The organism is Mesorhizobium sp. SARCC-RB16n, assembly GCF_008520305.1.
Lineage (GTDB): Bacteria > Pseudomonadota > Alphaproteobacteria > Rhizobiales > Rhizobiaceae > Mesorhizobium.
Window position 1 is genome coordinate 233,262 of sequence record NZ_ML703266.1, and the last position, 26,459, is coordinate 259,720.

Consider the following 26,459-nt stretch of genomic DNA (forward strand, 5'->3'; position numbering starts at 1 on the left):
CCATGCGACGAATTCGTCAAGGCGTGCACCGCCGCATCGACTGGTACAGGCCGATCAGGAACGGTTCGACGACGCGTCAGCGATGTAGATGGATCGTGATCCGGCGCTCGATCCATTCAACGCCATGGCGCAGGATTTCGACCATCACCAGATAGACGATTGCGACCCAGACATAGGCCTGGAAGTCGAAGGATTTGGCGTAGGCGAGCTTCGCATTGCCCATCAGGTCATAGACCGTGATGATGGCGACTATGGCCGAAGCCTTGATCATCAGAACCAGTTCGTTGCCGTAGGGCCGCAACGCCACGATGAACGCCTGCGGCAGGACAACCTTGCGCAGCGTCTGCAGCTTGTGCAGGCCGAGCGAGGCGGCTCCTTCCCATTGGCCCCTGGGCACGCTTTCGATGGCGCCGCGCAGGATCTCGGCCTGATAGGCGGCGGTGTTGAGCGCGAAGGCAAAGACGCCGCAGTTGAAGGCTTCGCGGAAGAACCACCACAGCCCGACGGACTCGAGCTGCAGCCGGAAAGAGCCCAAGCCATAGTAGACGAGGTAGACCTGGACCAGCAGTGGCGTGCCGCGGAAGAAATAGACGTAGCAATAGGCAAGGCCGGACAAGAGCCGGTTCTTCGACATGCGGCCATAGGTGACGGGCAGCGAAAAGAGCGCACCGGCCACCATCGAAATCGCAACGAGCGACAGCGTGGTCCACAGGCCCTGCAGATAGGCTGGCGCATATCTGGCAAAGAACTCGCCATTCCAGGCATAGACGAGATAGGCGAGGATACCGAGGCCGAAGAGAATCCAGAGGCCGACCAGCGCGTACCCGATGATACGGGTGCGCGGCCAGCCGCGCGCCCGCGGCGGCGGCCGTTCAACGGAGATGGCTTGGCTGACGCTCATCGTGCCTCCCTCCGTCCCAGCGAGCGCAAGATGAACCCGGTCGCGATCGATGACAGGATCGCCAGAACGAGGAAAACCAGCGCGGCCACGCTGTAGAACAGAAATGCGTGTTTCGTGACACGCGCGGCCACGCCAGCATTGCGCAAGGTTTCGGCGAGGTTGACGACCGAGACCAGGGCGGTGTCCTTGAGCAGGCTGAGCCAGCAATTCTCGAGGCCGGGAAAGGCGATGCGCAGCAGCTGAGGCAGGATCACCTTGCGCATGGTCAGCCACGTCGACAAGCCGATCGCATAGCCGCCCTCATACTGGCCCTTGGGAATGGCGCGAAAGGCGGAAAGAAACACCTCGCTGGCATAGGAAGAAAAGATCAGCGACAGCACGATCATGCCGGCGATGAAGCTGTCGACGTCGATGGTCGCCTCGGGCTTGAAAAGGCGGATGACGTATTGCAGCAGGATGGGCATGCCGAAGAAGAACAGGAACAGCGTCACCAGTTCCGGCAGGCCGCGAAACACGGTGGTGTAGATGTTGGCGGCCACCCGCAGCGACGGTTCTTCGGATTGCTTGGCCCAGGCGACGAAAAAGCCGATCGTCAGACCGATCGGCAGCGTTGCAAGGGCAAGCGCGATGGTGACCAACGCGCCATAGGCAATATCGTCACTCCAGCCCTCCGGTCCCCAACTGAGCAGTGTCCATATGCTTTGGGCTGGCATTGATTGGTCTTATCCCCACGGCGCTCCTGAGATGAAAGGCGGCAGGAGACCCCTGCCGCCTTGGCAATGATTATCAGGACTCGGCGCCGTAGACGTCGAACTTGAAGTACTTGTCGTTGATTTCCTTATATTTTCCGTTGGCGCGGATGGCGTCTATGGCGGAATTCAGCTTGTTGACCAGGTCGGTATCGCCCTTTCGAACGGCGATGCCGGCGCCGGGTCCGAAGATTTCGACCGGTTGCGGCGAAGGCTGGCCGAGAATCTTGCAGCAGGCGCCGTCAGGCGAATCGAGCCACTGCTGCAGCACGACGATATCATCCTCGATGGCGTCGAGACGGCCATTGGCAAGATCTGCCTGCTCCTCGGGGCTGCTCGGATAGCCCTTGACGGTGCTGTCGGTATAGGTCTTCGAGGCATAGTTGAAATGCGTCGTCGTGGTGGCCACACCGATGGTCTTGCCGGCGAGGTCTTCCTTGGTCACACCCTTGAGCGGCGAATCCTTCGGCACGGCGATCGCCGACGGCGTGTTGTAGTATTTGTGCGAGAAGTCGACCTTCTCCTTCCTCTCCGGCGTGATCGACATCGAGGCGACGATCGCGTCGAACTTGCCGGCCTGAAGTGCGGGAATGATGCCGTCCCAGTCCTGGGCGACGAAGGTGCACTTGACCTTCATTTCATCGCAAAGCGCCTTGGCGATGTCGATGTCGAAGCCGACAAGTTGGCCATCGGCAGTGAGGTTGTTGAACGGGGGGTAGGCGCCTTCTGTGCCGATCCGCAGGGTCTTTTCCTGGGCCTGGGCTACGCCGAGCGTCAGCAGCGCAGCCGATGCGGCGAGCGCGATACGCAGTGCAATACGCATGATAGTCCTCTCTTTATGGTCCCGGCCGTCGTTCCGAAACGGCTCTGTGGGGCGGTGCTTTTGACCGCCCGCTGGGCCGATACTCCCACTCTTTCCAAGAAAAAAGCAACTGCAAAACCGCCAAAATCGGTAATGGGCTTCTGCCGTTACGTTACTTCTCAAGCAACGAGGCCGGTCGTTCGCTCGATGAAGTCGACTATGGATTTTGCGTCGTCGAGGTCGAAAACCGGCAGGCTTTGGTCGGTGATGGCGAAATCCGCGGCGACGGCGACAATATTGGGATCACTTGCCGAAAGCGGTGTCTGGTCCTTCGCTTGAAGCCGCCTCGTTTCGATCTTGCGGTGGGGTTCGCGCTTGTAGCCTTCTACCAGCACGATGTCGCATGGGGCGAGCCGCGAGAGGATGGCGTCCAGCGGCGGCTCTTGCTCGCCACGCAACTCGTGCATCAACGCCCAACGATTGCCGGACACGATCGCAACCTCGGTGGCGCCGGCCTGCCGGTGGCGGAAGCTGTCCGCGCCCGGCTTGTCGATGTCGAAATCATGATGGGCATGTTTGACCGTCGAGACCTTCCAGCCGCGCCGCACGAGCTCGGCGACCAGCCTCTCGGTTAGCGTGGTCTTGCCGGAGTTTTTCCAGCCGGTGATGCCGAAGACGCGTCTGTTCATGATGTCATGCTCTGCAACAGGTGTTCGGCATGAGCAAGATCGTCCGGCAAATTGATATTGAAGAAAGGATCGATGGGTTGCCCTGCCGATTGCAGGACCGGGAATTCCACCTCGACATGACCGTGGCGCTCGATGAAGGCCGAAACCCGCTTGTTGTCCTCATCGACCAGGAAATGCCGCAAGGCTTCGCGGCATCCGACCGGCCATAGCGCGAAGGTCGGGTGCCGCCTGCCTGCCGACAAAGCGACTGCGATCGAACCGGAACGTTCACCTACTGCCGCCGCTAGACGATCGACGAGCTCCAGCGGCAGGAAAGGCGTATCGCCAGCAGCGGTGACGATCGCCGTGCAAGGCGTGCCGGCAGCGGCCCATTCCAGGCCGGTGAGAATTCCGGCAAGTGGTCCGGCATAGCCTTCGACGGTATCGGCGAGCACCGGCAGCCCGAAACGGGCAAACCGTGCTGGGTCACCGTTGGCGCTAAGCGCCACGGTCTCGAACTGCGGACCAAATCGCGACAGGATCTGGTCGAGCACACAGCCGTCCCCAAGCGGCAACAGGCTTTTGTCGCCACCGCCCATCCGACTCGATTGGCCGCCCGCCAGAATGATCCCCGTGATATCCCGCTTCATACCACCCAGCCTGTACGCCAGCCGCGGGAAATCGCAAGCGACTTCAAGGGACTAGATTCCATCCGGCGCCATGGCCGGCCTCGTGCTTTCGGCGACGATCCTTCGCCGACCGACGACGCGCTCGCGATAAAGCGTATAGAGGCCGGAGCCGACGACTATTGCTGCGCCGGCGATCATCGGCATGTCCGGTATGTCACCGAAGATGATCAGGCCAAGCAGTATCGACCAGAGGAGCGCCGTATAGCGGAACGGCGCGATGAAGGAGATCTCGCCCGAACGCATCGCCATGATGATGAATTGATAGCCGATCAGCACGAGCACTGCCGCCAGCGCCAGCAGCGCCGTGCTTTTGCCGGTCATCGGTGTCCAGCCGCCCATCGGCGTCAACAGAAACGCGCCGACAACAGTCATGGCAAGCGCGGTGGCGGTCGAGACCAGCATCGTCGGGATGGCCTGGGGGATGCGCTTGGTGGCGAGGTCCCGCGCCGTGCAGCACGTGACGGATACTAGCGCCACCAGCGAATAGACGCTGAAGCCCTCGAAACCCGGCCGCACGATGATCATAACGCCGGCAAAACCGATAGCGATCGCCAGCCAGCGCCGCCAGCCGACCGCTTCGCCGAAAAACAGCGCTGCGCCCATCGTCACCGCCAGCGGCAATGCTTGCAAGACGGCCGAAACGCTACCAATCGGCAAATGGGCGAGGGCGACCAGGAAGGACACCGTGGCGCCCGCTTCACTGAGCACGCGGATCGCCACCAGCGGCTGCAGCATCAGGCGAGGCTGGACAAGCGCGCCGCGTTGCCAAGCCAGCAGGCCGACGAACAGCGAGGCGAACGCCCCTCTGATCAGCATGACCTGCGCCATGTTCATCGACTGGGAAGAGTATTTGGTAATGGCGTCGTTGAGCGTGAAGCCAACCATCGCCACCACCATGAACAACGCGCCGCGAAGATTTGGGGAAAGGGGCAAGACACCTACCGGTTGCTTTGGCAAGCAAGCCTGTAACAGCCGGCCATGAAACAGCAACGGCAAAGGGCTGGGCCAGGACCGGATATCCATCTTCGCCGACGCGAAATCATCCCGGATCAGGCACGAATTCTGTCGGAAGGCGGCGTCGCCTCCCGACATTGGTGCAGACGAGGCGTCGTCTATTTCTTGGGGGTCAGCACCTCGGTGCCATTCCCCTCCTTGCCGGCGATGGTCCACAGGCCATGCAGCGACCCGTCATCCTCGACCTTGTAGACGACGAGGCCGATATCCTTGCCCATTGCGTAGCCGGCGGAGAATGCGTTGTCGTTGCGCATGCAGATGCCATCGGAAGAAGAACCGCCGGTCTCCCAGTGGATCGTGCAGGTGGTCCCGCTGGTCAGCGTGATGGTCGCTTCGCCGCCATAGGACGAACCGTCGAAATTGGTGCCGGCGACGGTGTAAGTGCCGCCGATCGACTGGGCGGCCGCAGGCAGGGCGGCCAGGCCGAGCAAGGCGAAAGAGAGAAGAAGTTTGCGCATGATGTAATCCCCCGAGAAAGCGATGAACCGCTGCGGAACGGACGCTAGGCGGGAAACCGTCACCAGTAAATCAGACGGACCTTTGCGGACAAAGATTTGTTTGCGGTGTGGCTAAAATACTCATGACCAGCTACGGTTCACGGCCCCTTGAGGCTGCCGGCGATGGCTCCGACCAGCGGATCATATTTTGATTTCAGCGCCGGGGGATAGTCGATCCAGACCGTGCGGATGACGCCATCCCTGCCAAACAGGCGCCGCTCGTAAAAGATCTTTCCATCCTCCATGCCTGACAGCACCGCCCAGTCCCTGCCGGCCTTGCCGTAGGTGACCTTGTAGCCCGGCTCATTGCTCGCCTTTTCGCCGGCAATGAATCCCTTCGGCGTGTCGTCATCGACATTGAATATTCCGGAGCATGTCAGGCTGGCGCCGTCCGCGCTCAGCCACACCTGGCCGTCGCCATTTTCAGGCTCGGGCTGGCGATCGGTGAAGGTGTCGTCGGGAAAGGTGCAGACGGTGCCGAAGCGTTCATTCACGTAGGTGGATTGCGCGGCAAACGTGGTGCCCGCCGAGACCACGACGAGAAATGTCACGATTGAAAGGAGCTGCCGCATGTCTCGCCCCGAAGCCGATTGCGGGGCAATTCTGGCACAGTCAAGCGAGAAGGTCAGCCGCCTGTGACACTCATATGCCGTGACACCGATGGACGGCTGGTGCGGCGATCGATGATGAAGTCATGACCTTTCGGCTTGCGGCCGATGGCTTCGTCTATGGCGTCGGCGACAAGTTCGTTGCCCTCGGACGCGCGCAGTGGCGCGCGCAGATCGGCCGCATCTTCCTGGCCAAGGCACATAAAGAGCGTGCCAGTGCAGGTCAGCCGTACACGGTTGCAGCTTTCGCAGAAATTATGTGTCATCGGCGTGATGAAGCCGAGTTTTCCGCCGGTCTCGGCGACCTGGACATAGCGGGCCGGGCCACCGGTCTTGAACGGGATGTCGGTCAGCGTGAACTGGCGCTCGAGCGAAGCGCGCAGCAGCGACAGCGGCAGATACTGGTCGGTGCGGTCGGCGTCGATCTCGCCCATCGGCATGGTTTCGATGACGGTCAGGTCCATGCCGCGGCCATGCGCCCAGCGCATCATCTCGGGCAGTTCGGCGTCGTTGAAATCCTTCAACGCCACCGCGTTGAGCTTGACTTTCAATCCGGCCGCCTGAGCCGCGTCGATGCCGGCCATGACCTTGTCGAGATGACCCCAGCGGGTGATGGCATGGAATTTGTCGGCATCGAGCGTATCGAGCGAAACATTGATGCGTTTGACGCCGCAATCGGCGAGTTCGGCCGCGAAGCGCGAAAGCTGGGAACCATTGGTGGTCAGCGTCAATTCTTCCAGCGCACCGCTTTCGAGGTGCCGCGACAATTGGCGCACCAGATGCATGATGTTCTTGCGCACCAGCGGTTCACCGCCGGTGAGGCGCAACCGCCTGACACCCTTTTCGATGAACACGGTGCAGAGCCGGTCGAGTTCCTCCAGCGAGAGCAGGTCCTTCTTGGGCAGAAAGGCCATATCCTCGGCCATGCAATAGGTGCAGCGGAAATCGCAGCGGTCGGTGACCGACACTCTGAGATAGCTGATCGTGCGACCGAAGGGGTCGATCATGTTCATGTTCGAGCGTTTCCGTGGCTGTTATCGGCGCCGTTATATATGGCTATGTGATACGATCCAGCCCGCCATTCAAGATACTGCTTCTCGATCTTTGGTAACATCCCGGGGCCGACACGATGTGTCGGTCGTCTATCAGGACTTTTCCCGTTTGGCGAAGCGGCGTAGGGGAAGAGAAACGGATACGGGATCAAACAGCATGACCGCGCCAAAAGAACTCAGGGTCTCAAAGGACCGCAAACTTCTGTCGGTCACCTTTCCCAATCACCCTCCTTTCGAACTCCCGGCGGAGCTGTTGCGCGTAGCCTCGCCCTCCGCCGAGGTACAGGGCCATTCGCCAGACCAGCGCGTCACCGTTCCGGGCAAGCGCAATGTCGCCATCCTGAAGATCGAGCCGGTCGGCAACTACGCCGTGCGCATCACCTTCGACGATTTCCATGACACCGGCATCTTCACCTGGAATTACCTCCACACGCTCGGCCACGAGAAGGACGCGCGCTGGGGCGCCTATCTCGCGGAGCTCGCCGAGAAAGGCTTGAGCCGCGATCGTTAGCCGTCATTGCGTCGTCAAAACGTCATCGATCGAGAGTAGGGGCGGCGGATCGGGAGACGAAAAATGTCGGTCATCACCACAGTCGAACAACTCGAAGCGCTCTACGGATTGCCCGGCGAAGCCTCAGTGGTCAAGGAACTCGACCATATCATTCCCGAATACGCCGCCTTTATCGAAGCCTCGCCCTTCGTCGCGCTCGCGACCAGCGGTCCGGAGGGGCTGGATTGTTCGCCACGCGGCGATCTCGCCGGCTTCGTGCGTATCATCGATGCGAAAACACTGATGATGCCGGACCGGCGCGGCAACAACCGTGCCGATTCGTTGAAGAACATCATCCGCGACCCGCGCGTCGGCCTGCTGTTCCTGGTGCCGGGCTCCGGTACGACGCTACGCATCAACGGCCGGGCCCATATCACGACCGACACCGCGCTTTGCGCGTCGTTCACCATCGAGGGCAAGCCAGCGCGTTCGGTGACCGTGATCGATGTCGATTCGGTCTATTTCCAGTGCGCCCGTGCGATCGTGCGGTCGGAACTCTGGAATCCGGAGAGACATGTCGACCCGAAGTCGCTGCCGACACCCGGAAAAATCCTGGAAATCACCAGCCGCAAGAATATCGACGGCGAAACCTACGACAGGGAATGGCCGGAGCGGGCGAAAAAATCGATGTGGTAGTGAGTTGGGGCAGGAAAGGCCGATCACGCCTCGTTCAGCACGTCATAGATCTTGCGCATCTGCTCGCCGATCATGTCGCATTGTTCCGGCGTCGACTGGCTCATCGCCTTCTCGATCAGCGCCATATGCACTTTCAGCGCCTGCATCAGCAGCGCCTCGCCGGCTTGGGTCAGCGTAAGCCGCAAGATGCGCTTGTCCTTCTCATCGCCTTCGCGCCGCAGCAGGCCACGCGCCTCCAACTGCGGCAACAGCATGGTGATGTTGGAGCGGCCCACGAGCAGCTTGCGGGCAAGGTCGTGCTGCGACATGCCGGGATGGCGGTAGAGGTTCATCAGCACGTCGAGCTGCGCCGGCTTCAGGTCGAGCGGCGCCAGTTTCACCGCCAGCGTGCGCTCCAGCACATGGCAGGCGCGCGCCACCGCGACCCAGTTGCGAAAACGCGGGTTGTCCCAGGGTAGCTCTTGTTTATTGTTCATCTTTGAACTATTATGTTCATGCTTGAACGTATGGATGGATTCCCACTATGGCATCATTCGGACTGAAGGTCATCCGAGGTGTGTTTGGTGCGGCCGAACATGTCGCGCCGCGCATAACCGGACGCGCGGCTTTCGAATTGTTCTGCCGTACGCCAAGCACCAGGACGTTTACCGATGGCGAGCGCCGCGCCATCGACCGCGCCGCGGAGTTCATGACCGAGGCGCGGCATCATCGGCTGAAGACCGCGACCGGCTGCGTCATGGTGCATGAATTTCGCCCCGAGCCGGGCCGCGAGCCTGCCGGCACTGTCCTCATCATCCATGGCTGGCGCTCGCGTACCGAATATATGCGCGTGCTGATCGAGGGTTTTCGCGCTGCCGGCTATAGGGTCGTCTCGCTCGATCTTCCCGGTCATGGTCATTCGCAGGGCAGGCACCTGAACATGGTCAACGCCGTCGAAGCCGCAAGAGTGGCCGGCGAATGGTTCGGGCCGTTCGTGGCCGCGGTCGGCCATTCCTTCGGAGGCGCCGTTGCCGCCAATGCCATTGCCGGCTCCGTCAAGGACATCCCGCCGCTGGCGGCCGGACGTCTTGTCTTGATCGCGGCGCCAAGCTCGCTGCCGGCAATCTTCGCCGATTTCAGCCGCATGCTCAATGTCGGTCCCCGCTCGCAGGTCGCCATGGCCGACCGTGTCGAGTATCTCTCCGGCCGGCCGCTGCATGAATTCACCGGTGACCGCCAACTCGCCCAGGCGCCCGTGCCGACGCTGGTCATCCACGCCCCTGATGATCGGGAGGTGCCGGCTGAACACGCGCAACGCTATGCCGGTGCCGGCGACCATGTGCGGCTGCACTGGGCCGAGGGGCTCGGCCATCGCCGCATTCTGGCCGACAAGGGCGTGGTTGAACGCGCCGTCGGCTTCGTGACCATGCAGCGCGGGCCGTCGCTGCTCCACTGAGCGGCATTCAGGCTATTTCTTCTTTTCCCCGGGCTCTACGGGCAATCCGGCTGCCTTCCAGGCCGTATAGCCGCCGAGAATATGCTTGACCGGCGAAAGCCCCATGTCCTGCGCCGTCTTTGTGGCCAGCGCCGAACGCCAGCCGCCGGCGCAGAAGAAGACGAAGCTCTTTCCGGAAGCGAAGAAGGGCTTGTGATAGGGGCTTTCGGGATCGATCCAGAACTCCAGCATGCCACGGGTGACATGCCTGGCGCCGGGAATTCTGCCGTCACGTTCGATCTCTCGAGGATCGCGAAGATCGACGAAAATGGTGTCTTCGTCCTCAAGCAGTCCTGCCGCTTCCTCGGGCGAGACCACTTCGATCTCGGCGTTGGCCTCATCCAGCAGTTCGCGATACCCTTTTTTCACGTCGTCCCTCCCGGCCGCAGGCTTTTTGCTGGCAAGTCGAATTTCGAGCACAACGAACGGTGTTTGTCACGCCTCGACGGTGCCGGCCATGGTCTTCCAGGCGGCCATTGCCCCGGCCACCGTCGACCCGCGATTCGGCAAGGCGGAGGACATTGCCGGCATGGTTGCCTGGCTCGCCGGACCGGAGGGCCGTTTCGTCACCGGAGCCGCGCTGACCATCGATGGCGGCGCAACCACCTGAAGACGCCAGGATCCCCGCGGCCGGAGCTACTGTTCGATCGTTCCGGCCGTCACGATGTTGTGAAACCGTTCTGCAACAGGCCCGCCGAAATTTATGAAAGCTTAACGAAATCGGTATGAATCGGTATAGTCGCGCCTTACATCCGCCATGCGGTGAGCGAGACGGTCTAGCGTGCGGAACGGGAACCGGTTGCGACCGGAGCGGGTGATCCATGAAATTCCTCGGTACAAAAGCAACCGTGATGCCGCTTGTGGCGATTACGGCGACGCTGGCTTTCGGCATGCCTCAGGCAGGAGCCCAAGGGCTTTTCGACATGCTGTTCGGCGGCGGCGTCAGGCATGGGCCGAAGGGCGAGTTTCCACCTCCTCCGCCAAAGCACAGACCCAAAGCCTCGGCGGATGGCGGCGGCGGCGCGAAGATCAGCAGCCCGTCCTACTACACCTACAAGGCCGACAAGCTCGTGCGCGTCGACTTCTCGACGCTGTCCGCAGCGCCCCAGCCGGCGACGCCGCAGGACGCCGCGTTCGTTCCATCTGCCACGGGGGCTGCTTTCCACGATGCCATTGCCGGCCTCAGCGACTACGAACTCTATGCCGAGCCGGACATTGCCAAGACGCTGATCGCCTATTACTCGGCCAACCCGGATTTCATCTGGGTAAGCGGAACCAGCCCCAACAACCGCGCGCAGGATGCCGTGCGAGTGCTTGGCGAGGCTGCAAGCTACGGCCTCATGCCTGCCGACTACACCGTCGATGTGCCAGCCGCCAGTTCGGCCTCGACAGACGACGCAGCCAAGCTGAAGGAACTCGTCCGTTTCGAGATGGCGCTGTCGGCACGAGTCCTGCGCTACGCCCATGACGCCCAGAACGGCCGTGTCGAGCCCAATCGCATGACCGGCTACTACGATTTCCCGGCCAAGCCGCTCGACATGGTGGGCGTGCTGAAAACACTGGCGCATACACAGGAAGTTCGCACCTATCTTGAATCGCGCCATCCGCAGAATGCAGAGTACCAGGCGCTGCGCGTCGAACTGGAATCGCTGCAGGCGAGCGCCGAGAACGAGATCGTCGTCGATCCCAAGCTGCTGCTGAAGCCAGGCGAAACCAGCCCCGAACTGCCGAAGATCCTTGCGCTGATCGCGCGCAATCTCGATGACGAGATGGGCGGCAGCTATGGTGAAGTCCTGTCGCGGCTGGCAACCAGCGAAGTCTATGTTCCCGAACTGGTCCCGCTCATCAAGGCGGTGCAGCAGAAGGAGGGCATGAAGGGCGACGGCGTCATCGGACCGCGCACCGTCGCCACACTGGCCGGGACATCGAAAGCCGACAGGCTGCTCAAGGTCGAGGTGGCGCTGGAAGAATTGCGCTGGCTTCCGTCCGATCTCGGCAGTCCGCGTGTTTTCATCAACCAGCCTGCCTTCACCGCAAGCTACATTGACGACGGCCAGGAAAAGCTGAAGACGCGCGCCGTCGTCGGCCGGGTCACCAACCAGACGGCCTTCTTCTACGACCAGATCAAGCAGGTCGATTTCCACCCCTACTGGGGGGTGCCGCAGTCGATCATCGTCAACGAAATGCTGCCGAGATTGCGCAGCGATCCCGGCTACCTCGACCGGGCCGGTTATGAAGTGACGGACTCACGCGGCAAGCACATCCCTTCGTCGGCGGTGAATTGGGGCGCGTATGGCGCCAACATTCCCTACAATGTGCGCCAGCAGCCGAGCGAGGCCAATGCGCTGGGCGAATTGAAGATCCTGTTCCCCAACAAGCACGCGATCTACATGCATGACACGCCGCAGAAATCATTCTTCAAGCAGGATATGCGCGCGCTAAGCCATGGCTGCGTGCGCCTGCAGGATCCGCGCGGCATGGCGGCGGCGGTGCTTGGCACCTCTGTCGATTATATCGCGGAGAAGCTGAAGCACGGACACTCGACCGAGGATGTGACGCGCAAGATCCCGGTCTATGTCGCATATTTCACCGCCTGGCCCGACATGTCCGGCAAGGTCGAGTATTTCAGCGACGTCTACGACCGCGACTCGCGGCTGAAGCAGGCCATGGACGCAACCGAGGCGGTGCGCTCACCTTCGAGCTAATCGCTAACTCTCCGACAGCGGGCGCCGGAAACCGGCGTCGCGCCCGGCGATCAGCCAATAGACCAGCCCGGCCACCAGACAGGCGGCGGCGATGATGCCGATGTCTGCCCAGCGCTATCTTCCAACGTACCTTGTCGCTCGATCAAGGCGAAGCGTCCAGCGGCGGCGGCCGCCAAAGAACATGTGCATCCCGCGTCCCTATTTGGGTTCGGCCGTTACCGGGTCGTAGGTGATTTCGACCTTTGCCTTGTCTGAAGTGTAGTAGGTGACGGTGTAGGCACCGCTGTCCCAATCGACTTCCTTCACATAGCGAAATCCGTCACGCTGCTCGACCTTGGCAAGGATCTCAGACAATTTCTTGGCGTTGGGCGGCGGCAATAACGGCTTGTCATCGGCGGCAAAGGCCGAACCGACACCACAAAGCAGCGCCATTCCGGTCACGAGAACCAATCTGCACATGATTTCCCTCACATTTGAACGGGAAGAAACGCCCGATAGCAGCCGTTTGTTCCGTTGGAAGCAGATTGCCCGCAGCTTTCCGTAGATGAAGCTCAAAGTCTTTGCCGCCGCCACCCCCCGTACTGCCGGCAATGAGGAGGTGGCGCATTCCACGGAGAGCGATGATCAATAGTAGAAATTATGTCGCCCTCTACCCCAGCAATGCCGCTATGAGGGGCAATAACGAATCCGTCTATTTCTGAGGAGGACGAACCTCTGCCTCCTCCGCCCGGACTTCGCCCGCCGGTGACGAGCGCCCTTCGGGGTCGTCATAGAGGTTGTTTACTGCTTCGTTTATGTCGTAAAATCAGGAAGGAAAATGGTGGGCGATGCAGGGATTGAACCTGCGACCCCACCCGTGTGAAGGGTGTGCTCTCCCGCTGAGCTAATCGCCCGCTCGTTGCCCGAAGGCCAAGCGAGCCGCGATATAAGGGAGGCCGGACCGTTAAGTCAAGGCAGTGTCTGGTGTTCTCACACAGATCGGATTTGCTGTCCCGCCGGAGCCCGTTCGGGAGACATTTTCACTGCCGGCGCTCAGTGGGCGGCGGCGCCGATCAGCCCTTGCGCCAGATCGAGCGTCAATGCATCGAAATGCGATATTACCGCCGAGGGCTCGAACTCGCGCACATGACGGTCGGTGTAGCCGAAATCGACGGCGACGACAGGAATGCCGGCGGCCTTGGCGGTGTCGATATCGGTTTGCGAATCGCCGATCATCAAGGCGCGGTGCGGATCGCCACCGGCCAGTTTGATGGTTTCGATCAGGTGACGCGGATCGGGTTTGCGGAACGCGAACGTATCCTGTCCGGCAATTGCCGCGAAATGCCTGGTCAGGCCGAGCGCCTCGATCAACGCCAGCGAATTGGCTTCGTATTTGTTGGTGCAAATGGCCAGCAGATAGCCGGCCTTCTCAAAGCGGGCTATAGCCTCGATCACGCCGGGGTAGGGACGGGATTTGCCCGGAATATTGTCGGTGTAGTGATCGAGGAACAGTTTCAGTAGCCGGTCGTGCTCCTCAACCTTGAGGGATCGTTGCTGCGCGGCATGCGCCCGTTCGATCATCACCCGGCCGCCATGGCCGACGAAGCGTTTGAAGCCGGCCTCGTCGACGGCCGCCAGTTCGCTGGCCGCCAGGCTATGGTTGAGGCTGTCGAGCAGGTCCGGCGCCGTGTCAATCAGCGTTCCATCGAGGTCGAACACGATGATCGGGCGACTCATGATCCATCCTAAGCAGGTTTGTGCATCGGCAGGCGATAGCGGCTGCGACGCGTTAAGGCAAGCAGACTGGTGGCGCAGCCGCCAAGGGCTTTGACCCGGCCTGCAAAAATGCTAGGAGCCCGAAATGCTAAAGCGCGTCGCGTCGAAACGGACCTATGCGACGCGCTTTGGATCTTTGTTTCATGCATGTCGTTTTCCCAAGACCCAGGTCACTTTTGGGCGACAAGCATTCGGTTTCGGGGCAGCAAAGCAGCATGGATGCGAGGCAATTGAAGGTCGAGGCCGCGCGGGCGGCCCTTGCCCATGTCAGCGACGGCATGCGGCTTGGCATCGGCACCGGCACCACTGCCGAGGAGTTCGTGCGGCTGCTCGCTGATAAAGTTGCCTCCGGCATGACCATAACAGGCGTGCCAACCTCGGAACGCACTGCTGCGCTGTGCCGCGAACTCGGCGTACCGCTGTCGACGCTGGAGGAAACACCCGAGCTCGATCTCACCGTTGACGGCGCCGACGAGGTCGACCCGGAACTGACATTGATCAAGGGCGGCGGCGGTGCGCTGCTGCGTGAGAAGATCGTGGCCGCTGCCTCGCAGCGCATGATCGTCATCGCCGACAGTTCGAAGATGGTCGAGACGCTCGGCCGGTTTCCTCTTCCCATCGAAGTCAACCAGTTCGGCCTGCGCGCGACCGAGATCGCAGTGGCCGTGGCGGCTGGAAATCTCGGCCTTTCCGGTCCGGTGACATTGAGGATGACGGGAGGCCAGCCTTTTGTTACAGACGGCGGCCATTTTATCCTCGATGCATCTTTTGGCCGCATTCCGGATACAAGAGCGCTTTCGAATGCTCTCCACGCCATTCCGGGCGTGGTCGAGCATGGTCTTTTCATCGGGCTGGCGTCAGCGGCCATCATCGCCGGCGGCGACGGTATCCAAACCGTCCATGCCGCCCGAAAACCAGGGAGTTCTACCGATCATGATGTTGCATAACCGGGTTCGCAGCCTTTGCGCCGTTCTGGCGGCTTCGGCCGTCTTTGCCTTCTCCTCGCCGGCGTTTTCGCAGGATGTCACGGAATCGCACCTGAAGGCGGCCCGGGCAGCGGTCGAGGCAATTCATGCGACCGACCCGTTCGACAACATCCTGCCGCAGGCGGCGGCGGCGCTCGAATCGCAGCTCATCCAGAAGAATCCTGACATGCAGGAGCTGATCGGCAAGACGATCAGCGAGAAGGCGCTGGCGCTTGCCTCGCGCCGCGCGGACCTCGAGAAGGAAGCGGCTCTTGCCTACGCGAAGGTGTTTTCCGAAAAGGAACTCTCCGACATCGCGGCCTTCTACAACTCGGAGTCAGGCAAGAAGCTGCTCGACAGCGGCCCGACCGTGACGCGCGACCTCGTCAAGGCCGCCGACATCTGGCAGAACGGCGTAGCTCGCGATCTTGCCCAGCAGGTCGGCGAAACGCTGGCGGCGGCGGCAAAAGCGAAGGCGCCGCCCGCGCCCGCGCCCGCCGATAGCGCCGCTCCGGCCGACAATGCGGCCCCGGCGGATAGCGCCGCACCCGCGGACGGTTCGGCTCCTGCCGACGGCACGCAGAACTGATCCTGCATTTCAAAGGCGGCCTTTGCAGCCATCTGTAAAGCCCGGCTTGTCCGGGCTTTTCTTTTGATGGTTTGCGGCCTACCTGTCATTCACATTTTGGCGTTCAAGGAGCCGCTTCATGGCCGGTTATGACTACGACCTCTTCGTCATCGGCGGCGGCTCCGGCGGGGTGAGGGCGGCGCGGGTCGCGGCAGCGCTTGGCAAGCGCGTCGGCATCGCCGAAGAATACCGCTTCGGTGGCACCTGCGTCATCAGAGGCTGCGTGCCGAAGAAGCTCTATGTCTACGCCTCGCAATTTCCCGAGCATTTTGCCGACGCTGCCGGTTATGGCTGGACGGTGCCGGAAGCCAGTTTCGACTGGCAGACGCTGGTCGCCAACAAGGACCGCGAGATCAGCCGTCTGGAAGCGATCTACAAGAAGAATGTCGAGGGCTCGGGCGGCGAGACCTTTCATTCGCGGGCGATGATCGTCGACCCGCACGTGATCCATCTCCTGGGCGAGGACCGCACCGTCACCGCCGATCAGATCCTGATCGCCACCGGCGGCCGTCCGGCGGCGCATCCGGCACTGCCCGGCCACGAATACTGCATCTTTTCCAACGAGGCTTTCGACCTCCAGGAACTGCCGAAGGCGATCATGATCGAGGGCGGCGGCTATATCGCGGTCGAGTTCGCCAACATCTTCCACGGGCTCGGCGTCGACACCACGCTCGTGTATCGCGGCAAGGAAATCCTTGGCCGTTTCGACATGGATCTGCGGCGCACGCTGCATGAGACTATGGAAAAGAAGGGGATAAAAATCCTTTGCCATTCCGTCTCCGAATCGGTCAGCAAGCGGCCGGACGGGCGGCTCGACGCGCAGCTCATCAGCGGTCAGGTGCTGACGGTCGACCAGGTGATGCTGGCCATCGGCCGCATCCCCAACACCGAGAATATGGGCCTGGAAGGCGTAGGCATCGAGATGACCGCCGCGACCGGTGCAATCAAGGTCGATGACTATTCCCGCACCAACATCGACAATATCTGGGCGATCGGCGATGTCACCAACCGCGTGCAGCTGACGCCAGTGGCCATTCACGAAGCCATGTGTTTCGTCGAAACGGCGTTCAAGAGCAATCCGACCGCGCCCGACCACGATACGATCGCGACCGCCGTGTTCTCGCAGCCGGAAATCGGCACGGTCGGCCTGTCGGAGGACGACGCCATCAAGCGCTTCGCCGATATCGAAATCTACCGCGCCAGTTTCCGGCCGATGCGGCATACGCTGTCGGGCCGTGACGAAAAGATGCTGATAAAATTGGTCGTCGATGGTTCTTCGCGCAAGGTCCTCGGCGCCCACATACTGGGGCCGGATGCCGGCGAAATGGCACAGCTGCTCGGCATCCCCTTGAAGGCGGGGCTGACCAAGGATGATTTCGACCGCACCATGGCCGTGCACCCGACCGCGGCCGAGGAGCTCGTCACCATGTACAAGCCGACCTATCGGGTGAAGGACGGCGAGCGCATCTGACGCCTCGCCTGTCGACGCGCCGCCGCCAGCCTTGGCCGTCGGCGGCAGTCAAACCGCTACAGCAACGTGCCGCGCAGGATGACCAGCGCCACCGAGAAATAGATCACCAGTCCGGTGACATCGACCAGCGTCGCGACAAACGGCGCCGATGCGCTGGCCGGGTCGAACCCGATCCGTTTCAGGGCGAAAGGCAGCATCGACCCCGACAGCGAGCCGAAGGTGACGATGCCGACCAGTGCCGCACCAACCGTTGCGGCAATAAGCGGCCAGTGCGGGCCATAGTCGTAGAAGCCCATATACTGCCAGAGCGCGATGCGGCAGACGCCGACCACGCCCAGCATGGCGCCGAGCACGAGACCGGTAGGCAATTCGCGCAACGCCACCCGCCACCAGTCACGAAGGCCGATCTCGCGCAGCGCTAACGCGCGGATGACAAGCGAGGTCGCCTGCGATCCGGAATTGCCGCCGGAGCTCATGATCAGCGGGATGAACAGCGTCAGCACGATCGCTTTCTCCAGTTCGCCCTCGTAGCTTTGCATCGCATTGGCCGTCAGCATCTCGCTGATGAACAGCGCGCAGAGCCAGCCGCCACGCTTCTTGATCATGGCGAGGAAGCTCATCTTCATATAGGGCTCGTCGAGGGCCTCCATGCCGCCGAACCGATGCACGTCCTCCGTGGTCTCCTCGATCATCGTGTCGATGATGTCGTCGATGGTGACGATGCCTAAGATCTTGCCGTGGTCGACGACCGGGACGGCGAGCAGATCGTATTTGGAGATCGTCTGCGCCAGGGTTTCGCGATCGGTCAGCGGGGTGACCGTCACCGGCACGCGGTCGGGCGCAACCGACAGGATCGAGTCGTCCAGCTCGCCGGTGATGAGGCGACGCAAGCCCGTCGACCGCACCAACAGATGTGTTTGCGGATCGACGATGTAGATTGCATAGACGGTCTCGCGCGTCCGCTCGACCTTGCGGATGTAATCGAGCGTGCGCCCGACGGTCCAGTCGGAGGGAACGCTGACGAACTCCGTCGTCATGATCGACGCGGCGCTGCCTTCGGGATAGCCCAGAATGGAAAGCAGGGTCGCGCGCAGCGGCGGGGCCAGTGCGCCGAGCAGCTCGGAGCGTGCCGGCTCATCGAGCTCGCGCAGGATGTCGGCCGCGCGGTCGACGGACATGGCGGTGAGCAGCTTGCCCGCCTTGGGACGGGGCAGGGCCTCCGCCAGTTCGGGCGCGCCCTCGAGCTCGGGCTGATCGAAAATCTCGACCAGCCGTTCGAAGGGTACGGCGCAAAGCAGCTCCGTAGCGGTTTCGCGCGATTCACGATTGAGCGCCTCGACAACGTCGGCGACGTGGTCATTGGCAAGGATGCGGGCGATGGCGACGGCCTCGTCGTCCGCTACGGGAAAAAAATCGTTCATGGTTCACTCCTTGCCGTCCGGCAGGACATGAACCATTCAGGTCACGTCTAGGCGGACGGCGGTTGCGTTCGACTGTGACTGTCGCCAGGCATGGCGCGGTGACCTTTCTGCTTGCGGGTTCGCTTTTGACTGTCTGCAAGCCGGCGCAACATAGGAGCGCGCCTTGCCGAGTCAATCGCAGAGAGAGAGGAAAACGGTGGCGAACGGCCCTGATCGCGAGACTGTGATCACCGTCCACCGCTCAACGCGGCAAGTCCCGGTGACGTCATCGTTATTTCTGCTTCAGCCGGCGCGAGAAACGTGTCCATTTGTCCTCGACCGGCCTTGGCTGAACCAGGATCGTGGTGAGTTCAGGAGGCAGGCTCGGGGCGAGCGGCTTCTTCGTGGCGACGCCGTCGGCGATCAGGACCATCGAGTGGTAGAACTCGGTACCGGCAGCCGATCTCGGCGCCACGGCTTCGTGCATGACACTGATCACCGTCACCTCGGGGCAGTTGTCCTTGATGGCCTGGTGGAAGGCAATCTTGCCGTCGGGGTCGAGAGCACCGGTCGCCTCGTCGAGGAACAGCAGCCCCGGTTGCTGCAGGATGATACGAGCCACCACCAGCTTCTGCTTCTGGCCGCCCGACAGGACCTGATCCCAGCTTTTGCCCTCACGGCTTTCATTGGCCATGTGTTCGATGAAATCGCCAAGGCCGGCCTTGTGCAGCGCCGACGCGACCTGGGCATCGCCATGGTCGCGTTCGGAGCCGGGCAGGCAGACCAGCTGTTTCAGCGACACCTGGGGCAGCTTGACCTCCTGAGCGGCATAAAAACTCTTCACGCCCTCGGGGAAGACGATGGTGCCGCGGCCGTAGGGCCACAAGCCGTTGATCGCCTTGATCAGCGAGGTCTTGCCGCAGCCGGATTCGCCTTTCAGGAAGGTCCATTCGCCGCGCCGGAAGCGCAGGTTGGCGGAACTGAGAAACGGCGTCGCGTCCTCGCCCTGGTGCGCCAGCTCCAGCTTCTGGATGGTCAGGCCGAAAACCGGATTCTGGCTGGCGTAGTGGAAGTCGGAACGGCCGCTCTGGCTATAGAATTCCTGCGGGTGCTGGACATTCTCGATCGCGTTGGCAAGCTCCGTCACACGCTGGCTGTTGGCGCGAAGCGTGGCGATGGCCGGCATGACGTGGATGAACCACGAACACTGGCTGATGAGCTGGGCCACCATTTCGGAGCCGGTGATGTAGCCCTTATAGTCCAGGCGGCTGTGGATGAACGGCACCAGGCCTGGACCATAGGCTACAATACGGGCACCGACGAAGTTGTAGATCAGCTCGAACGACATGTAGCTGGTGTTGACGACATTCAGCCGCCCCCAGGTGCGATCGATGTCGACATAGAGCCGGTCGTGCATCATTTTCTGCACGCCCTCGCCATGGGACGCAGCGACGTGGAAGCTGCGGCGCAGAAATGTCGTCAGTTCGCTGCGATAGCTTCCCTCGGCCTTCTGCATGCGAATATTGAGACGTTCCAGCAGGCTGCCGAGCTTGACCGCGATCCAGGTGTTGAGGGGCACGTAAGTGGCGACCGCGAGGAGAGCGAGAACGGCGCTGCCATAGCCGCCAAGGAACTCCAGACCTTTGACCTCCACTGACGATTGCAACAGGTTCTGGCCGATAAAGTAGAGCGACGTCGCCAGCCCCAGCACGCCCATGGCGAGGCCGATCGCACCGCCGGTCATGTCCTTGATCGATTCCTGGATGCGCTGGTCGACATTGTCGGGCGCAACGATGCTGCCGTCCGCGGAACCATTTTGGGCATGGAAATGGGTATGGTTGCCGTCGAGCAAGGCCTGGTTGAATTTGTCGTTCAGCCAGCCACGCCATTTGCGGTGCAAGGTTGCCGAGACGAGATTGCGTATACCGGTGAAGCCGGCATCCTTGAGCAAGACCAGCAGCACCAGCACGCCGGCGTTGGTCAGGATTGTCTCCAGCGGGCGGGTATTGGCGGCGTCGTGCAGGAAGGCGATCGAATTCACCAATTCGCCTGAAGCCATGGCGAACCACACGCTGGCCTTGCTGGACAGCGCGGTGAGCAGCGCGATCACCAGCGTCAGCGTCCAGGCTTCCTTCCAGCGGTCCGAAACCCAGTAGGCTCGCATGAGCCCCCAGAAATTGCGCATAGAGGATACCGGCGTCAAATGCGACTGCCCTGCGGCGTCGCCGTGTAGTCCATCCGGTACTGACTCTTGCGATCGTCTGCCGATCCGAATCACGATCCCGCCCAAACCTTTTTTGTTTTGTTACGGATGGTAACACCAATTGATCATTTTCCATTAATTTTAAACCCGGCCGGCCGGATTGCCGCCGCACCCGTTGCCCTGAGGCAACAGATTGACGGTCGGATTGACGTCGCAACGACTGGCAAAAATCCAGAAATTTCTATTGATTTCAGATTGTTGGGAGCCACGAACGTGGCTGTGCCCCATCTTCCGTAGGGGAAGCTTCGCACACGGTTTTGTGAATCAAAAATCGTGTGGGCTGGCGGGTTTTCTCATTGAGTACCGACCAGAACTCCCGAAAACATGCTGTCTTTTATGTCCGACCGTCGCCATCCTTGCCGGAGGAGACGTCGCCTACGGAAGCAACTGGAATGCAGGATCGTTCTCTTGCCGGCTGTCACACAAGAGGATGGCTGGCATCAGCCGGCCTTCTCCAGCTCTCCACGCGCCTTGGCCGCCGCGACCTGACGGATCGCATCAGCCAACGTGTCCGCGTCCTGCGCGCCCATCACGGCATATTTGCCCTCGAGCAGGAAGCACGGCACGCCTGTGATGCCCATGCGCGACGCGGTGGCGATTTCCGTGCGAACCGCGTCGACATCGGCATCGCTCGGCAAGAGCGTCTCAACAACCGAGGCGTCCATGCCGGCCTCGCGGGCAGCTTCGACCAGCACCATGCGGTCGCCGATGTTGACGCCTTCCTCGAAATTCAGCTGGAACAGGCGGCGCACCAGCCGGTTCTGGACGTCTTCGCCAGCGGCACCGGCCCAGCGGATCAACCGGTGCGCGTCGAGCGTATTCGGCGCCACCTTTATGGCGTCGAAGGCAAAGGAGATGCCCTCGGCCTCGCCAAGCGGTTCGATGCGGGCATGAATTTCGCGGATGCGCTCGTCGCTGCCGAACTTGGCCAGCATGTAATCGTGGCGGTCCTTGCCTTGCGGCGGGATGGTCGGATCGAGCTGGAACGGCCGCCAGCGTATGTGCACTTCGACATCACCGGCCGCGGCGACCGCCTTGTCCAGCCGCTTCTGACCGATGAAGCACCACGGGCAGACGACGTCCGACACCACATCGACGGTTACGGCGTTCGCTTCGCTCATCTCGATCTCCGGATTCTCAGTTCGGTTTGCGCCACCATGTCGGCAACTGGTAACCGAATATGGGCGTCTTTCGCGGATGTTCCAGATAATTCCAGTAAGCAAGCCACTGCTGCGTGTTGTACTGCATCGGCACGATGTAGTAGCCGGAGATCAGCAGCCGGTCGAGAACGCGGACAGCGGCCACGTAATCCTCCTTGGTGCGGGCGTTCAGCATCGCCTCGATCGCGGCATCAATTGCGGGGTCGGCGACACCCGCGAGGTTGAAAGTCCCTTCTCTCATGGCTTCCGAAGAACCCCAGCGCCCGACCTGTTCGCTACCAGGCGACAGCGAATTGTTGAAACCGCTCGATCCGAACAGCGCTTCGAAGTCCAACCGCTGCTTTCGCGATTGGATCTGGTCGCCATCGAGGCTGCGGATCGTGACTTTGATGCCGATCTTCTCCAGCGTGCGCTGATAGATCGTGGCAAGGCGCTCTTCGTCCTGTGACGCGGCAATTATCTCGAAACCGAACGGCTTTCCCTGCGGATCAAGCATCGTCCCGTCCTGCACATGATATCCAATGCTCTTCAGCAGATCGAAGGCAACTTTCAGCACCTTCCGGTCATTGCCCGACCCATCGGTGACCGGCGGCCGATAAGTGCCGTCCATCACATCGGCCGGCACGCGGCCGGGGTAGGGGGCCAGAAGCGCCTTCTCCCGGTCGTCGGCTGGATGACCGAGAGCGGAAAGTTCGGAATTCTGCCAATAGCTCATCGTGCGCGTGTATTTGCCGTCGAAGAGGTTCTTGTTGGCCCACTCGAAATCATAAAGCATGCCAAGCGCACGCCGCACGACGGGGTTGGAGAACTTTGACAGTCTTGTATTGAACAGGAAGCCGGTCACGACAGGCGGAATGCCGGTGTCGAAATTCTCTGCCTTCACATCGCCTTTGCGGAAGGCCGGAAAGTCGATATCGCGCTCGCGTTTGACCGGATCAGTTTCATCGTCGATCGCGCAAATGCCCTTCTTGAAAGCTTCCGTCTTGGCATTGGCGTTGAGGAAGTACTCGATTGTGATCTGGTCGTAGTTGTCAAAACCGCGCTTCGAAGGAATGTCCTTGCCCCAATAATCCGGGTTGCGTTTGAAGACGATGCGCTGGCCGGGCTGTACCTTGTCGACCGTGTAGGGTCCGCTGCCGATCAACGGTTTCAGTGTGGTCTTGTCGAACGTGTCCTTGTCGAAGGCGTGTTTCGGGATGATTGGCGTCAATGCGATGATCAGCGGGAATTCGCGATTGGCCTTGTCGTTGAAGGTGAAGCGCACACTGTGGTCGCCGGTCTTCTCCAGCTTGGCGATCATACCCATGCGGGCGCTGTAGGGCGGGCGGCCCTTATCGGTGAAGACGTCGTAGGTGAACAGCACGTCTTCCGGCGTCACTGGCTGTCCGTCCGACCATTTTGCGTTGGGGTTGAGGTGAAACTCGATACTCTTGCGTTCAGGATCCATGTCGGCGGTGTCGGCCAGCAGCCCATAGAGGCTGAAAGGCTCGTCATAGTTGCGCTGCATCAACGGCTCGAACACCAGATTGCCGAAGATCGTGTCCATCATGCCGCGCGCCGTCGTGCGCAGGCTTTTCAGGATGAAAGGGTTCAGATTGTCGAAACTGCCGACAACACAATAGGTGATGCTTCCCCCCTTCGGGGCGTCGGGATTGACGTAGCTGAAATGGGCGTAGTCCGAGGGCAGGGCCGGTTCGCCCTGCATCGCAATCGCGTATTTCGGCTCCGACAGCGCCGGTGGCGACGACAGGGTGAAAAACGATAATGCGGTGACCAGCCAAACAAGAACGCGGCCCATGACCGTCTCCTTAACAGGTCGGCTTGATGATTCGGTCCGCACCCTAGCATGGGGCAACTGCATGGCGGCCAATGGCATCATCAAGAATTACAAGTGGGCGGGCTGGATTCGACGCCGCTTGCAGTGTAACACGCCGTCCGAAGTCATTCTGTTGCCTCATTTTGGCAACAGGTAGCTGGACCACACGGCACGAAGAAGCCGGTCCCGGGATCATTGAGAGGAAGTACACGACATGACGAGCCTGAACAGCAACGCGTACCGCCTGTCGGTCATGGCCGCAGGCGTGGTTGGCTTTCTCGGCGCAGGACTTCCCTCTGCTTCCGCGCAGCAGCAGCCGCAGATTCCGCAGGGCTGGTTCAAGGCCTGCACCAAGCAGGAAGACGTCGACATCTGCAACGTCCAGAACATTGTCACCGCCGGCAATGGCCAGCTCGTCACCGGTGTCAGCCTGATCGAGCTCAAGGGCAAGGTGAACCGCAAGGTGTTCCAGGTGACGGTCCCGACCGGCCGTCTCGTGCCTCCCGGCATCGGCCTGCAGATCGACACCGGCAAGGCGCAGAAGCTTGACTATGTCATCTGCTTCCCGGATCGCTGTGTGGCGGAAGTGCCGCTGACCGACCAGCTCGTCGCCTCGTTCAAGAAGGGTCAGGGGATCACGTTGACCTCGATCAATTTCCAAAACCAGGCCAATCCGATCAAGATCGCGCTGCAGGGCTTCAGCGGTGCCTATGACGGCCCCCCGCTGCAGCAGTCGGACATCGAGGACCGGCAGAAGAAGCTTCAGGACTTCGTCGCCAAGAACAACCAGGACTTCGCCAAGAAGCTCAAGGACGAGCAGGACAAGGCGAAGACCGCCAACTGATCCGGCATCGGATCATTATCCAGTCAAAAAAGCGGGGTCATGCCCCGCTTTTTTCACGTCTGGTCGTACCCGGTATGCCGGAAGTCAGTGCCTGGACTGCCGTTTCGGCGCGTAGCGCCCATCCGGCTTCTTGTCGAACATTTCCTTGATCTGCGGATGGCGGACGGGTTCTCCCGACCGATCCTCGAGCAGATTCTGCTCTGAGACATAGGCGATGTATTCGGTTTCCGAATTCTCGGCGAGCAGGTGGTAGAACGGCTGGTCCTTGCGCGGCCGTACGTCGGCGGGGATGGCTTCGTACCATTCGTCGGTATTGGCGAATTGCGGATCGACGTCGAAAATGATGCCTCGGAACGGGAACAGTCGGTGGCGAACCACCTGTCCGATCGCGAATTTGGCCGTTTTCATCGTACTCACCACTGAATTCCTTGATTTTATTTGGCGCAGACTCCGCATCAATTCAATCCCGAGCGTCTGAGCGCCTTCAAAATACGCGGAATACGCAAAAAAGGTTTTTGATGAACGTCGCGATACTGTGGCAAAGTCCGCAAAATCGCTACCGCTGCCGCGTCGGCTTCCGAAAGCCGCCCGCAAGCGCCGCAAAGCCGCTGCCGGGACGCAGCCCTTCGCGCATAAAAAAAGCGCGAAACGGTGCAAAGCCACCAAGCACACCGAGACCGGCGCCGCGCGCCATCTGTGCCGGCAACATGTCCGAAAGCAGCGACATGTTGAGCAGATTGACAGCGCTGCTGCGCGCCAGAATATCGGGGCGGCGCTTCAAATCATATACGGCAAGGGCAGCAGAAGCCCCCGGATCCCCACGATTTTCACGGGCGATTCCAACCAGATCGTCGATATCCCTGATGCCCAGGTTGAGGCCTTGCGCACCGATCGGCGGGAACACGTGCGCGGCTTCACCGACAAGCGCCACCCGTCGCGCCGCGAACCGGAGAGGGGTCACCGTCGACAACGGATAAATCTGGCGGCCCGGCTCCACGGTTACCCGGCCCAGCATCGACTGCATCTGTCGTTCGACCCGCAGCGAGAGCGTTGCGTCGTCCAACGCGGCAAGCTCCCTGGCGGTCTCGGGCTTGACCACCCAGACAAGGCTGGAGCGATTGCCCGGCAGTGGAACCTGCGTGAAAGGACCGGTCTCGGTATGGAACTCCGTCGAGGTGAAGCCATGTTCGCGGCTGTGGCCGAAATTGAGGACGAGCGCCGCCTGAGGATAGGTGCGCGCCGCCGTCGAGATGCCTGCTGCCTCGCGGGCCGGCGACAGGCGGCCGTCGGCAGCGACCGCAAGCGATGCATCGATCTCGCTGCCGTCAGCCAGCGTGGCAAGAGCTTTGGCGGCGCCGAGATGCCAGGCCTTCACCATCGATCTGCGCCATTCGATCCCGGAATGCCCGGCCACCTTGCCGGCAAGCGCGGGTCCAAGGACGCTGTTGGGCAGGTTCAGGCCGAACTGTTCCTCGTCGATTTCGCTGGCGCGGAAAGTGACGACGGGGCTGCGGATCAACCGGCCGGTCGCATCGACAATGCGCATGACCTTCAAGGGTGCGGCCTTGGGCCTGATGTCCTGGAGCACGCCCAGCCGTTCGAGCACCTTCAGGGCAGGCGTCATGAGCGCCGTGGTGCGGCCATCGGGAGCCGAAACCTCCGGCCCGGCAACCGTCACCGGAAAGCCGGCATCGGCGAAAGCAAGTGCAGCGATCAATCCCGCCGGCCCGGTGCCTGCGATCAGTATGCGCGCTGTTTCCTGATGCTCCAAGGTCGGCTTCCGGCTTGCTATGCGAGGCGGCCATCAGACCT

Annotated in this window: 27 protein-coding genes, 1 tRNA gene and 1 pseudogene; 9 read left to right on the top strand and 20 right to left on the bottom strand. The window is 61.4% G+C overall.

Annotated elements, in window-relative coordinates:
* Window positions 1-76: 76 nt before the first annotated feature.
* From C7I87_RS14475 to moaA, 9 genes are all read right to left on the bottom strand, one after another.
* Entirely contained in the window at window positions 77-901 is an 825-nt protein-coding gene (locus tag C7I87_RS14475) for an ABC transporter permease (protein ID WP_149904846.1), read from the bottom strand.
* Entirely contained in the window at window positions 898-1,614 is a 717-nt protein-coding gene (locus C7I87_RS14480; RefSeq protein WP_149904847.1) for an ABC transporter permease, read from the bottom strand. The genes C7I87_RS14475 and C7I87_RS14480 overlap by 4 nt, the downstream gene beginning before the upstream one ends.
* A gap of 73 nt (window positions 1,615-1,687) precedes the next feature.
* A complete protein-coding gene (locus C7I87_RS14485) occupies window positions 1,688-2,473 on the bottom strand; it encodes an ABC transporter substrate-binding protein (RefSeq protein ID WP_149904848.1) in 786 nt (261 codons plus the stop codon).
* Window positions 2,474-2,631: 158 nt separating this feature from the next.
* Window positions 2,632-3,141, bottom strand: coding sequence for a molybdopterin-guanine dinucleotide biosynthesis protein B (gene mobB / locus C7I87_RS14490; RefSeq protein WP_149904849.1), 510 nt, complete (start codon window positions 3,139-3,141; stop codon window positions 2,632-2,634).
* Complete coding sequence (gene mobA, locus C7I87_RS14495) at window positions 3,138-3,770, bottom strand: molybdenum cofactor guanylyltransferase MobA (RefSeq protein ID WP_149904850.1); 633 nt, start codon at window positions 3,768-3,770, stop codon at window positions 3,138-3,140. Before mobA ends, mobB begins: the two co-directional genes overlap by 4 nt.
* A gap of 51 nt (window positions 3,771-3,821) precedes the next feature.
* Window positions 3,822-4,742, bottom strand: a complete 921-nt coding sequence (locus C7I87_RS14500) for a DMT family transporter (protein ID WP_149904851.1) — start codon at window positions 4,740-4,742, stop codon at window positions 3,822-3,824.
* A gap of 179 nt (window positions 4,743-4,921) precedes the next feature.
* Window positions 4,922-5,281 (bottom strand): hypothetical protein, encoded by a 360-nt coding sequence (locus C7I87_RS14505; protein WP_149904852.1) that lies wholly within the window; start codon window positions 5,279-5,281, stop codon window positions 4,922-4,924.
* A gap of 137 nt (window positions 5,282-5,418) precedes the next feature.
* On the bottom strand, window positions 5,419-5,892 hold the full coding sequence (locus tag C7I87_RS14510; RefSeq protein ID WP_149904853.1) for a hypothetical protein: 474 nt from the start codon (window positions 5,890-5,892) through the stop codon (window positions 5,419-5,421).
* Between the two features lie 53 nt (window positions 5,893-5,945).
* Window positions 5,946-6,941, bottom strand: coding sequence for a GTP 3',8-cyclase MoaA (gene moaA / locus C7I87_RS14515; RefSeq protein ID WP_149904854.1), 996 nt, complete (start codon window positions 6,939-6,941; stop codon window positions 5,946-5,948).
* Window positions 6,942-7,137: 196 nt separating this feature from the next.
* On the opposite strand from moaA, the gene C7I87_RS14520 reads away from it, so the two are divergent.
* Together C7I87_RS14520 and C7I87_RS14525 are read left to right on the top strand one after the other, a co-directional pair.
* Window positions 7,138-7,491: a gamma-butyrobetaine hydroxylase family protein gene (locus C7I87_RS14520; RefSeq protein WP_149904855.1), complete on the top strand. Its 354-nt coding sequence runs from the start codon at window positions 7,138-7,140 to the stop codon at window positions 7,489-7,491.
* 63 nt (window positions 7,492-7,554) lie between these two features.
* Window positions 7,555-8,166: a pyridoxamine 5'-phosphate oxidase family protein gene (locus tag C7I87_RS14525; protein WP_149904856.1), complete on the top strand. Its 612-nt coding sequence runs from the start codon at window positions 7,555-7,557 to the stop codon at window positions 8,164-8,166.
* A 23-nt stretch (window positions 8,167-8,189) separates the two neighbouring features.
* Here the strand turns inward: C7I87_RS14525 and C7I87_RS14530 are convergent, their stop codons facing one another.
* Complete coding sequence (locus C7I87_RS14530) at window positions 8,190-8,642, bottom strand: MarR family winged helix-turn-helix transcriptional regulator (protein WP_149904857.1); 453 nt, start codon at window positions 8,640-8,642, stop codon at window positions 8,190-8,192.
* 47 nt (window positions 8,643-8,689) lie between these two features.
* Here C7I87_RS14530 and C7I87_RS14535 point away from each other — a divergent pair, with 47 nt between their 5' ends.
* Window positions 8,690-9,601: an alpha/beta hydrolase gene (locus C7I87_RS14535; RefSeq protein WP_149904858.1), complete on the top strand. Its 912-nt coding sequence runs from the start codon at window positions 8,690-8,692 to the stop codon at window positions 9,599-9,601.
* A gap of 12 nt (window positions 9,602-9,613) precedes the next feature.
* On the opposite strand, the gene C7I87_RS14540 is transcribed toward C7I87_RS14535, so the two are convergent.
* A complete protein-coding gene (locus tag C7I87_RS14540) occupies window positions 9,614-10,009 on the bottom strand; it encodes a rhodanese-like domain-containing protein (protein ID WP_149904859.1) in 396 nt (131 codons plus the stop codon).
* A gap of 133 nt (window positions 10,010-10,142) precedes the next feature.
* On the opposite strand from C7I87_RS14540, the pseudogene C7I87_RS14545 reads away from it, so the two are divergent.
* Together C7I87_RS14545 and C7I87_RS14550 are read left to right on the top strand one after the other, a co-directional pair.
* Window positions 10,143-10,250 (top strand): annotated as a pseudogene (locus tag C7I87_RS14545) (SDR family oxidoreductase); the annotation flags it as partial.
* 211 nt (window positions 10,251-10,461) lie between these two features.
* A complete protein-coding gene (locus C7I87_RS14550; RefSeq protein WP_149904860.1) occupies window positions 10,462-12,345 on the top strand; it encodes a L,D-transpeptidase family protein in 1,884 nt (627 codons plus the stop codon).
* Between the two features lie 198 nt (window positions 12,346-12,543).
* Here C7I87_RS14550 and C7I87_RS14555 read toward each other — a convergent pair whose 3' ends face one another.
* The 3 genes from C7I87_RS14555 to C7I87_RS14565 form a co-directional block, all read right to left on the bottom strand.
* The gene (locus C7I87_RS14555; protein ID WP_149904924.1) at window positions 12,544-12,804 is read right to left on the bottom strand and encodes a PepSY domain-containing protein; all 261 of its coding nucleotides are present in this window, start codon (window positions 12,802-12,804) and stop codon (window positions 12,544-12,546) included.
* Window positions 12,805-13,163: 359 nt separating this feature from the next.
* Window positions 13,164-13,238: transfer RNA gene (locus C7I87_RS14560), tRNA-Val, on the bottom strand.
* A gap of 139 nt (window positions 13,239-13,377) precedes the next feature.
* Entirely contained in the window at window positions 13,378-14,061 is a 684-nt protein-coding gene (locus tag C7I87_RS14565) for a phosphoglycolate phosphatase (protein ID WP_149904861.1), read from the bottom strand.
* Window positions 14,062-14,315: 254 nt separating this feature from the next.
* Between C7I87_RS14565 and rpiA the strand changes: the two genes are divergently transcribed.
* The 3 genes from rpiA to gor all read left to right on the top strand — a co-directional run bounded on the left by rpiA (window position 14,316) and on the right by gor (window position 17,164).
* Window positions 14,316-15,047, top strand: a complete 732-nt coding sequence (gene rpiA, locus C7I87_RS14570) for a ribose-5-phosphate isomerase RpiA (protein WP_149904862.1) — start codon at window positions 14,316-14,318, stop codon at window positions 15,045-15,047.
* Window positions 15,034-15,654: a DUF2059 domain-containing protein gene (locus C7I87_RS14575; RefSeq protein ID WP_149904863.1), complete on the top strand. Its 621-nt coding sequence runs from the start codon at window positions 15,034-15,036 to the stop codon at window positions 15,652-15,654. The genes rpiA and C7I87_RS14575 overlap by 14 nt, the downstream gene beginning before the upstream one ends.
* A 118-nt stretch (window positions 15,655-15,772) precedes the next feature.
* Entirely contained in the window at window positions 15,773-17,164 is a 1,392-nt protein-coding gene (gene gor, locus C7I87_RS14580) for a glutathione-disulfide reductase (protein WP_149904864.1), read from the top strand.
* Window positions 17,165-17,220: 56 nt separating this feature from the next.
* Here gor and mgtE read toward each other — a convergent pair whose 3' ends face one another.
* From mgtE to C7I87_RS14600, 4 genes are all read right to left on the bottom strand, one after another.
* Window positions 17,221-18,585: a magnesium transporter gene (gene mgtE / locus C7I87_RS14585; protein WP_149904865.1), complete on the bottom strand. Its 1,365-nt coding sequence runs from the start codon at window positions 18,583-18,585 to the stop codon at window positions 17,221-17,223.
* Window positions 18,586-18,856: 271 nt separating this feature from the next.
* Window positions 18,857-20,749, bottom strand: a complete 1,893-nt coding sequence (locus C7I87_RS14590; RefSeq protein WP_188393840.1) for an ABC transporter ATP-binding protein/permease — start codon at window positions 20,747-20,749, stop codon at window positions 18,857-18,859.
* A gap of 518 nt (window positions 20,750-21,267) precedes the next feature.
* The gene (locus C7I87_RS14595) at window positions 21,268-21,948 is read right to left on the bottom strand and encodes a DsbA family oxidoreductase (protein WP_149904867.1); all 681 of its coding nucleotides are present in this window, start codon (window positions 21,946-21,948) and stop codon (window positions 21,268-21,270) included.
* Between the two features lie 16 nt (window positions 21,949-21,964).
* Complete coding sequence (locus C7I87_RS14600; protein ID WP_149904868.1) at window positions 21,965-23,785, bottom strand: extracellular solute-binding protein; 1,821 nt, start codon at window positions 23,783-23,785, stop codon at window positions 21,965-21,967.
* A gap of 232 nt (window positions 23,786-24,017) precedes the next feature.
* On the opposite strand from C7I87_RS14600, the gene C7I87_RS14605 reads away from it, so the two are divergent.
* Window positions 24,018-24,647, top strand: a complete 630-nt coding sequence (locus C7I87_RS14605; protein WP_015317881.1) for an invasion associated locus B family protein — start codon at window positions 24,018-24,020, stop codon at window positions 24,645-24,647.
* 84 nt (window positions 24,648-24,731) lie between these two features.
* Here the strand turns inward: C7I87_RS14605 and hspQ are convergent, their stop codons facing one another.
* Together hspQ and C7I87_RS14615 are read right to left on the bottom strand one after the other, a co-directional pair.
* Window positions 24,732-25,055, bottom strand: coding sequence for a heat shock protein HspQ (hspQ, locus tag C7I87_RS14610; protein ID WP_188393848.1), 324 nt, complete (start codon window positions 25,053-25,055; stop codon window positions 24,732-24,734).
* A gap of 148 nt (window positions 25,056-25,203) precedes the next feature.
* On the bottom strand, window positions 25,204-26,418 hold the full coding sequence (locus C7I87_RS14615; RefSeq protein ID WP_149904869.1) for a UbiH/UbiF family hydroxylase: 1,215 nt from the start codon (window positions 26,416-26,418) through the stop codon (window positions 25,204-25,206).
* Window positions 26,419-26,459 lie beyond the last annotated feature (41 nt).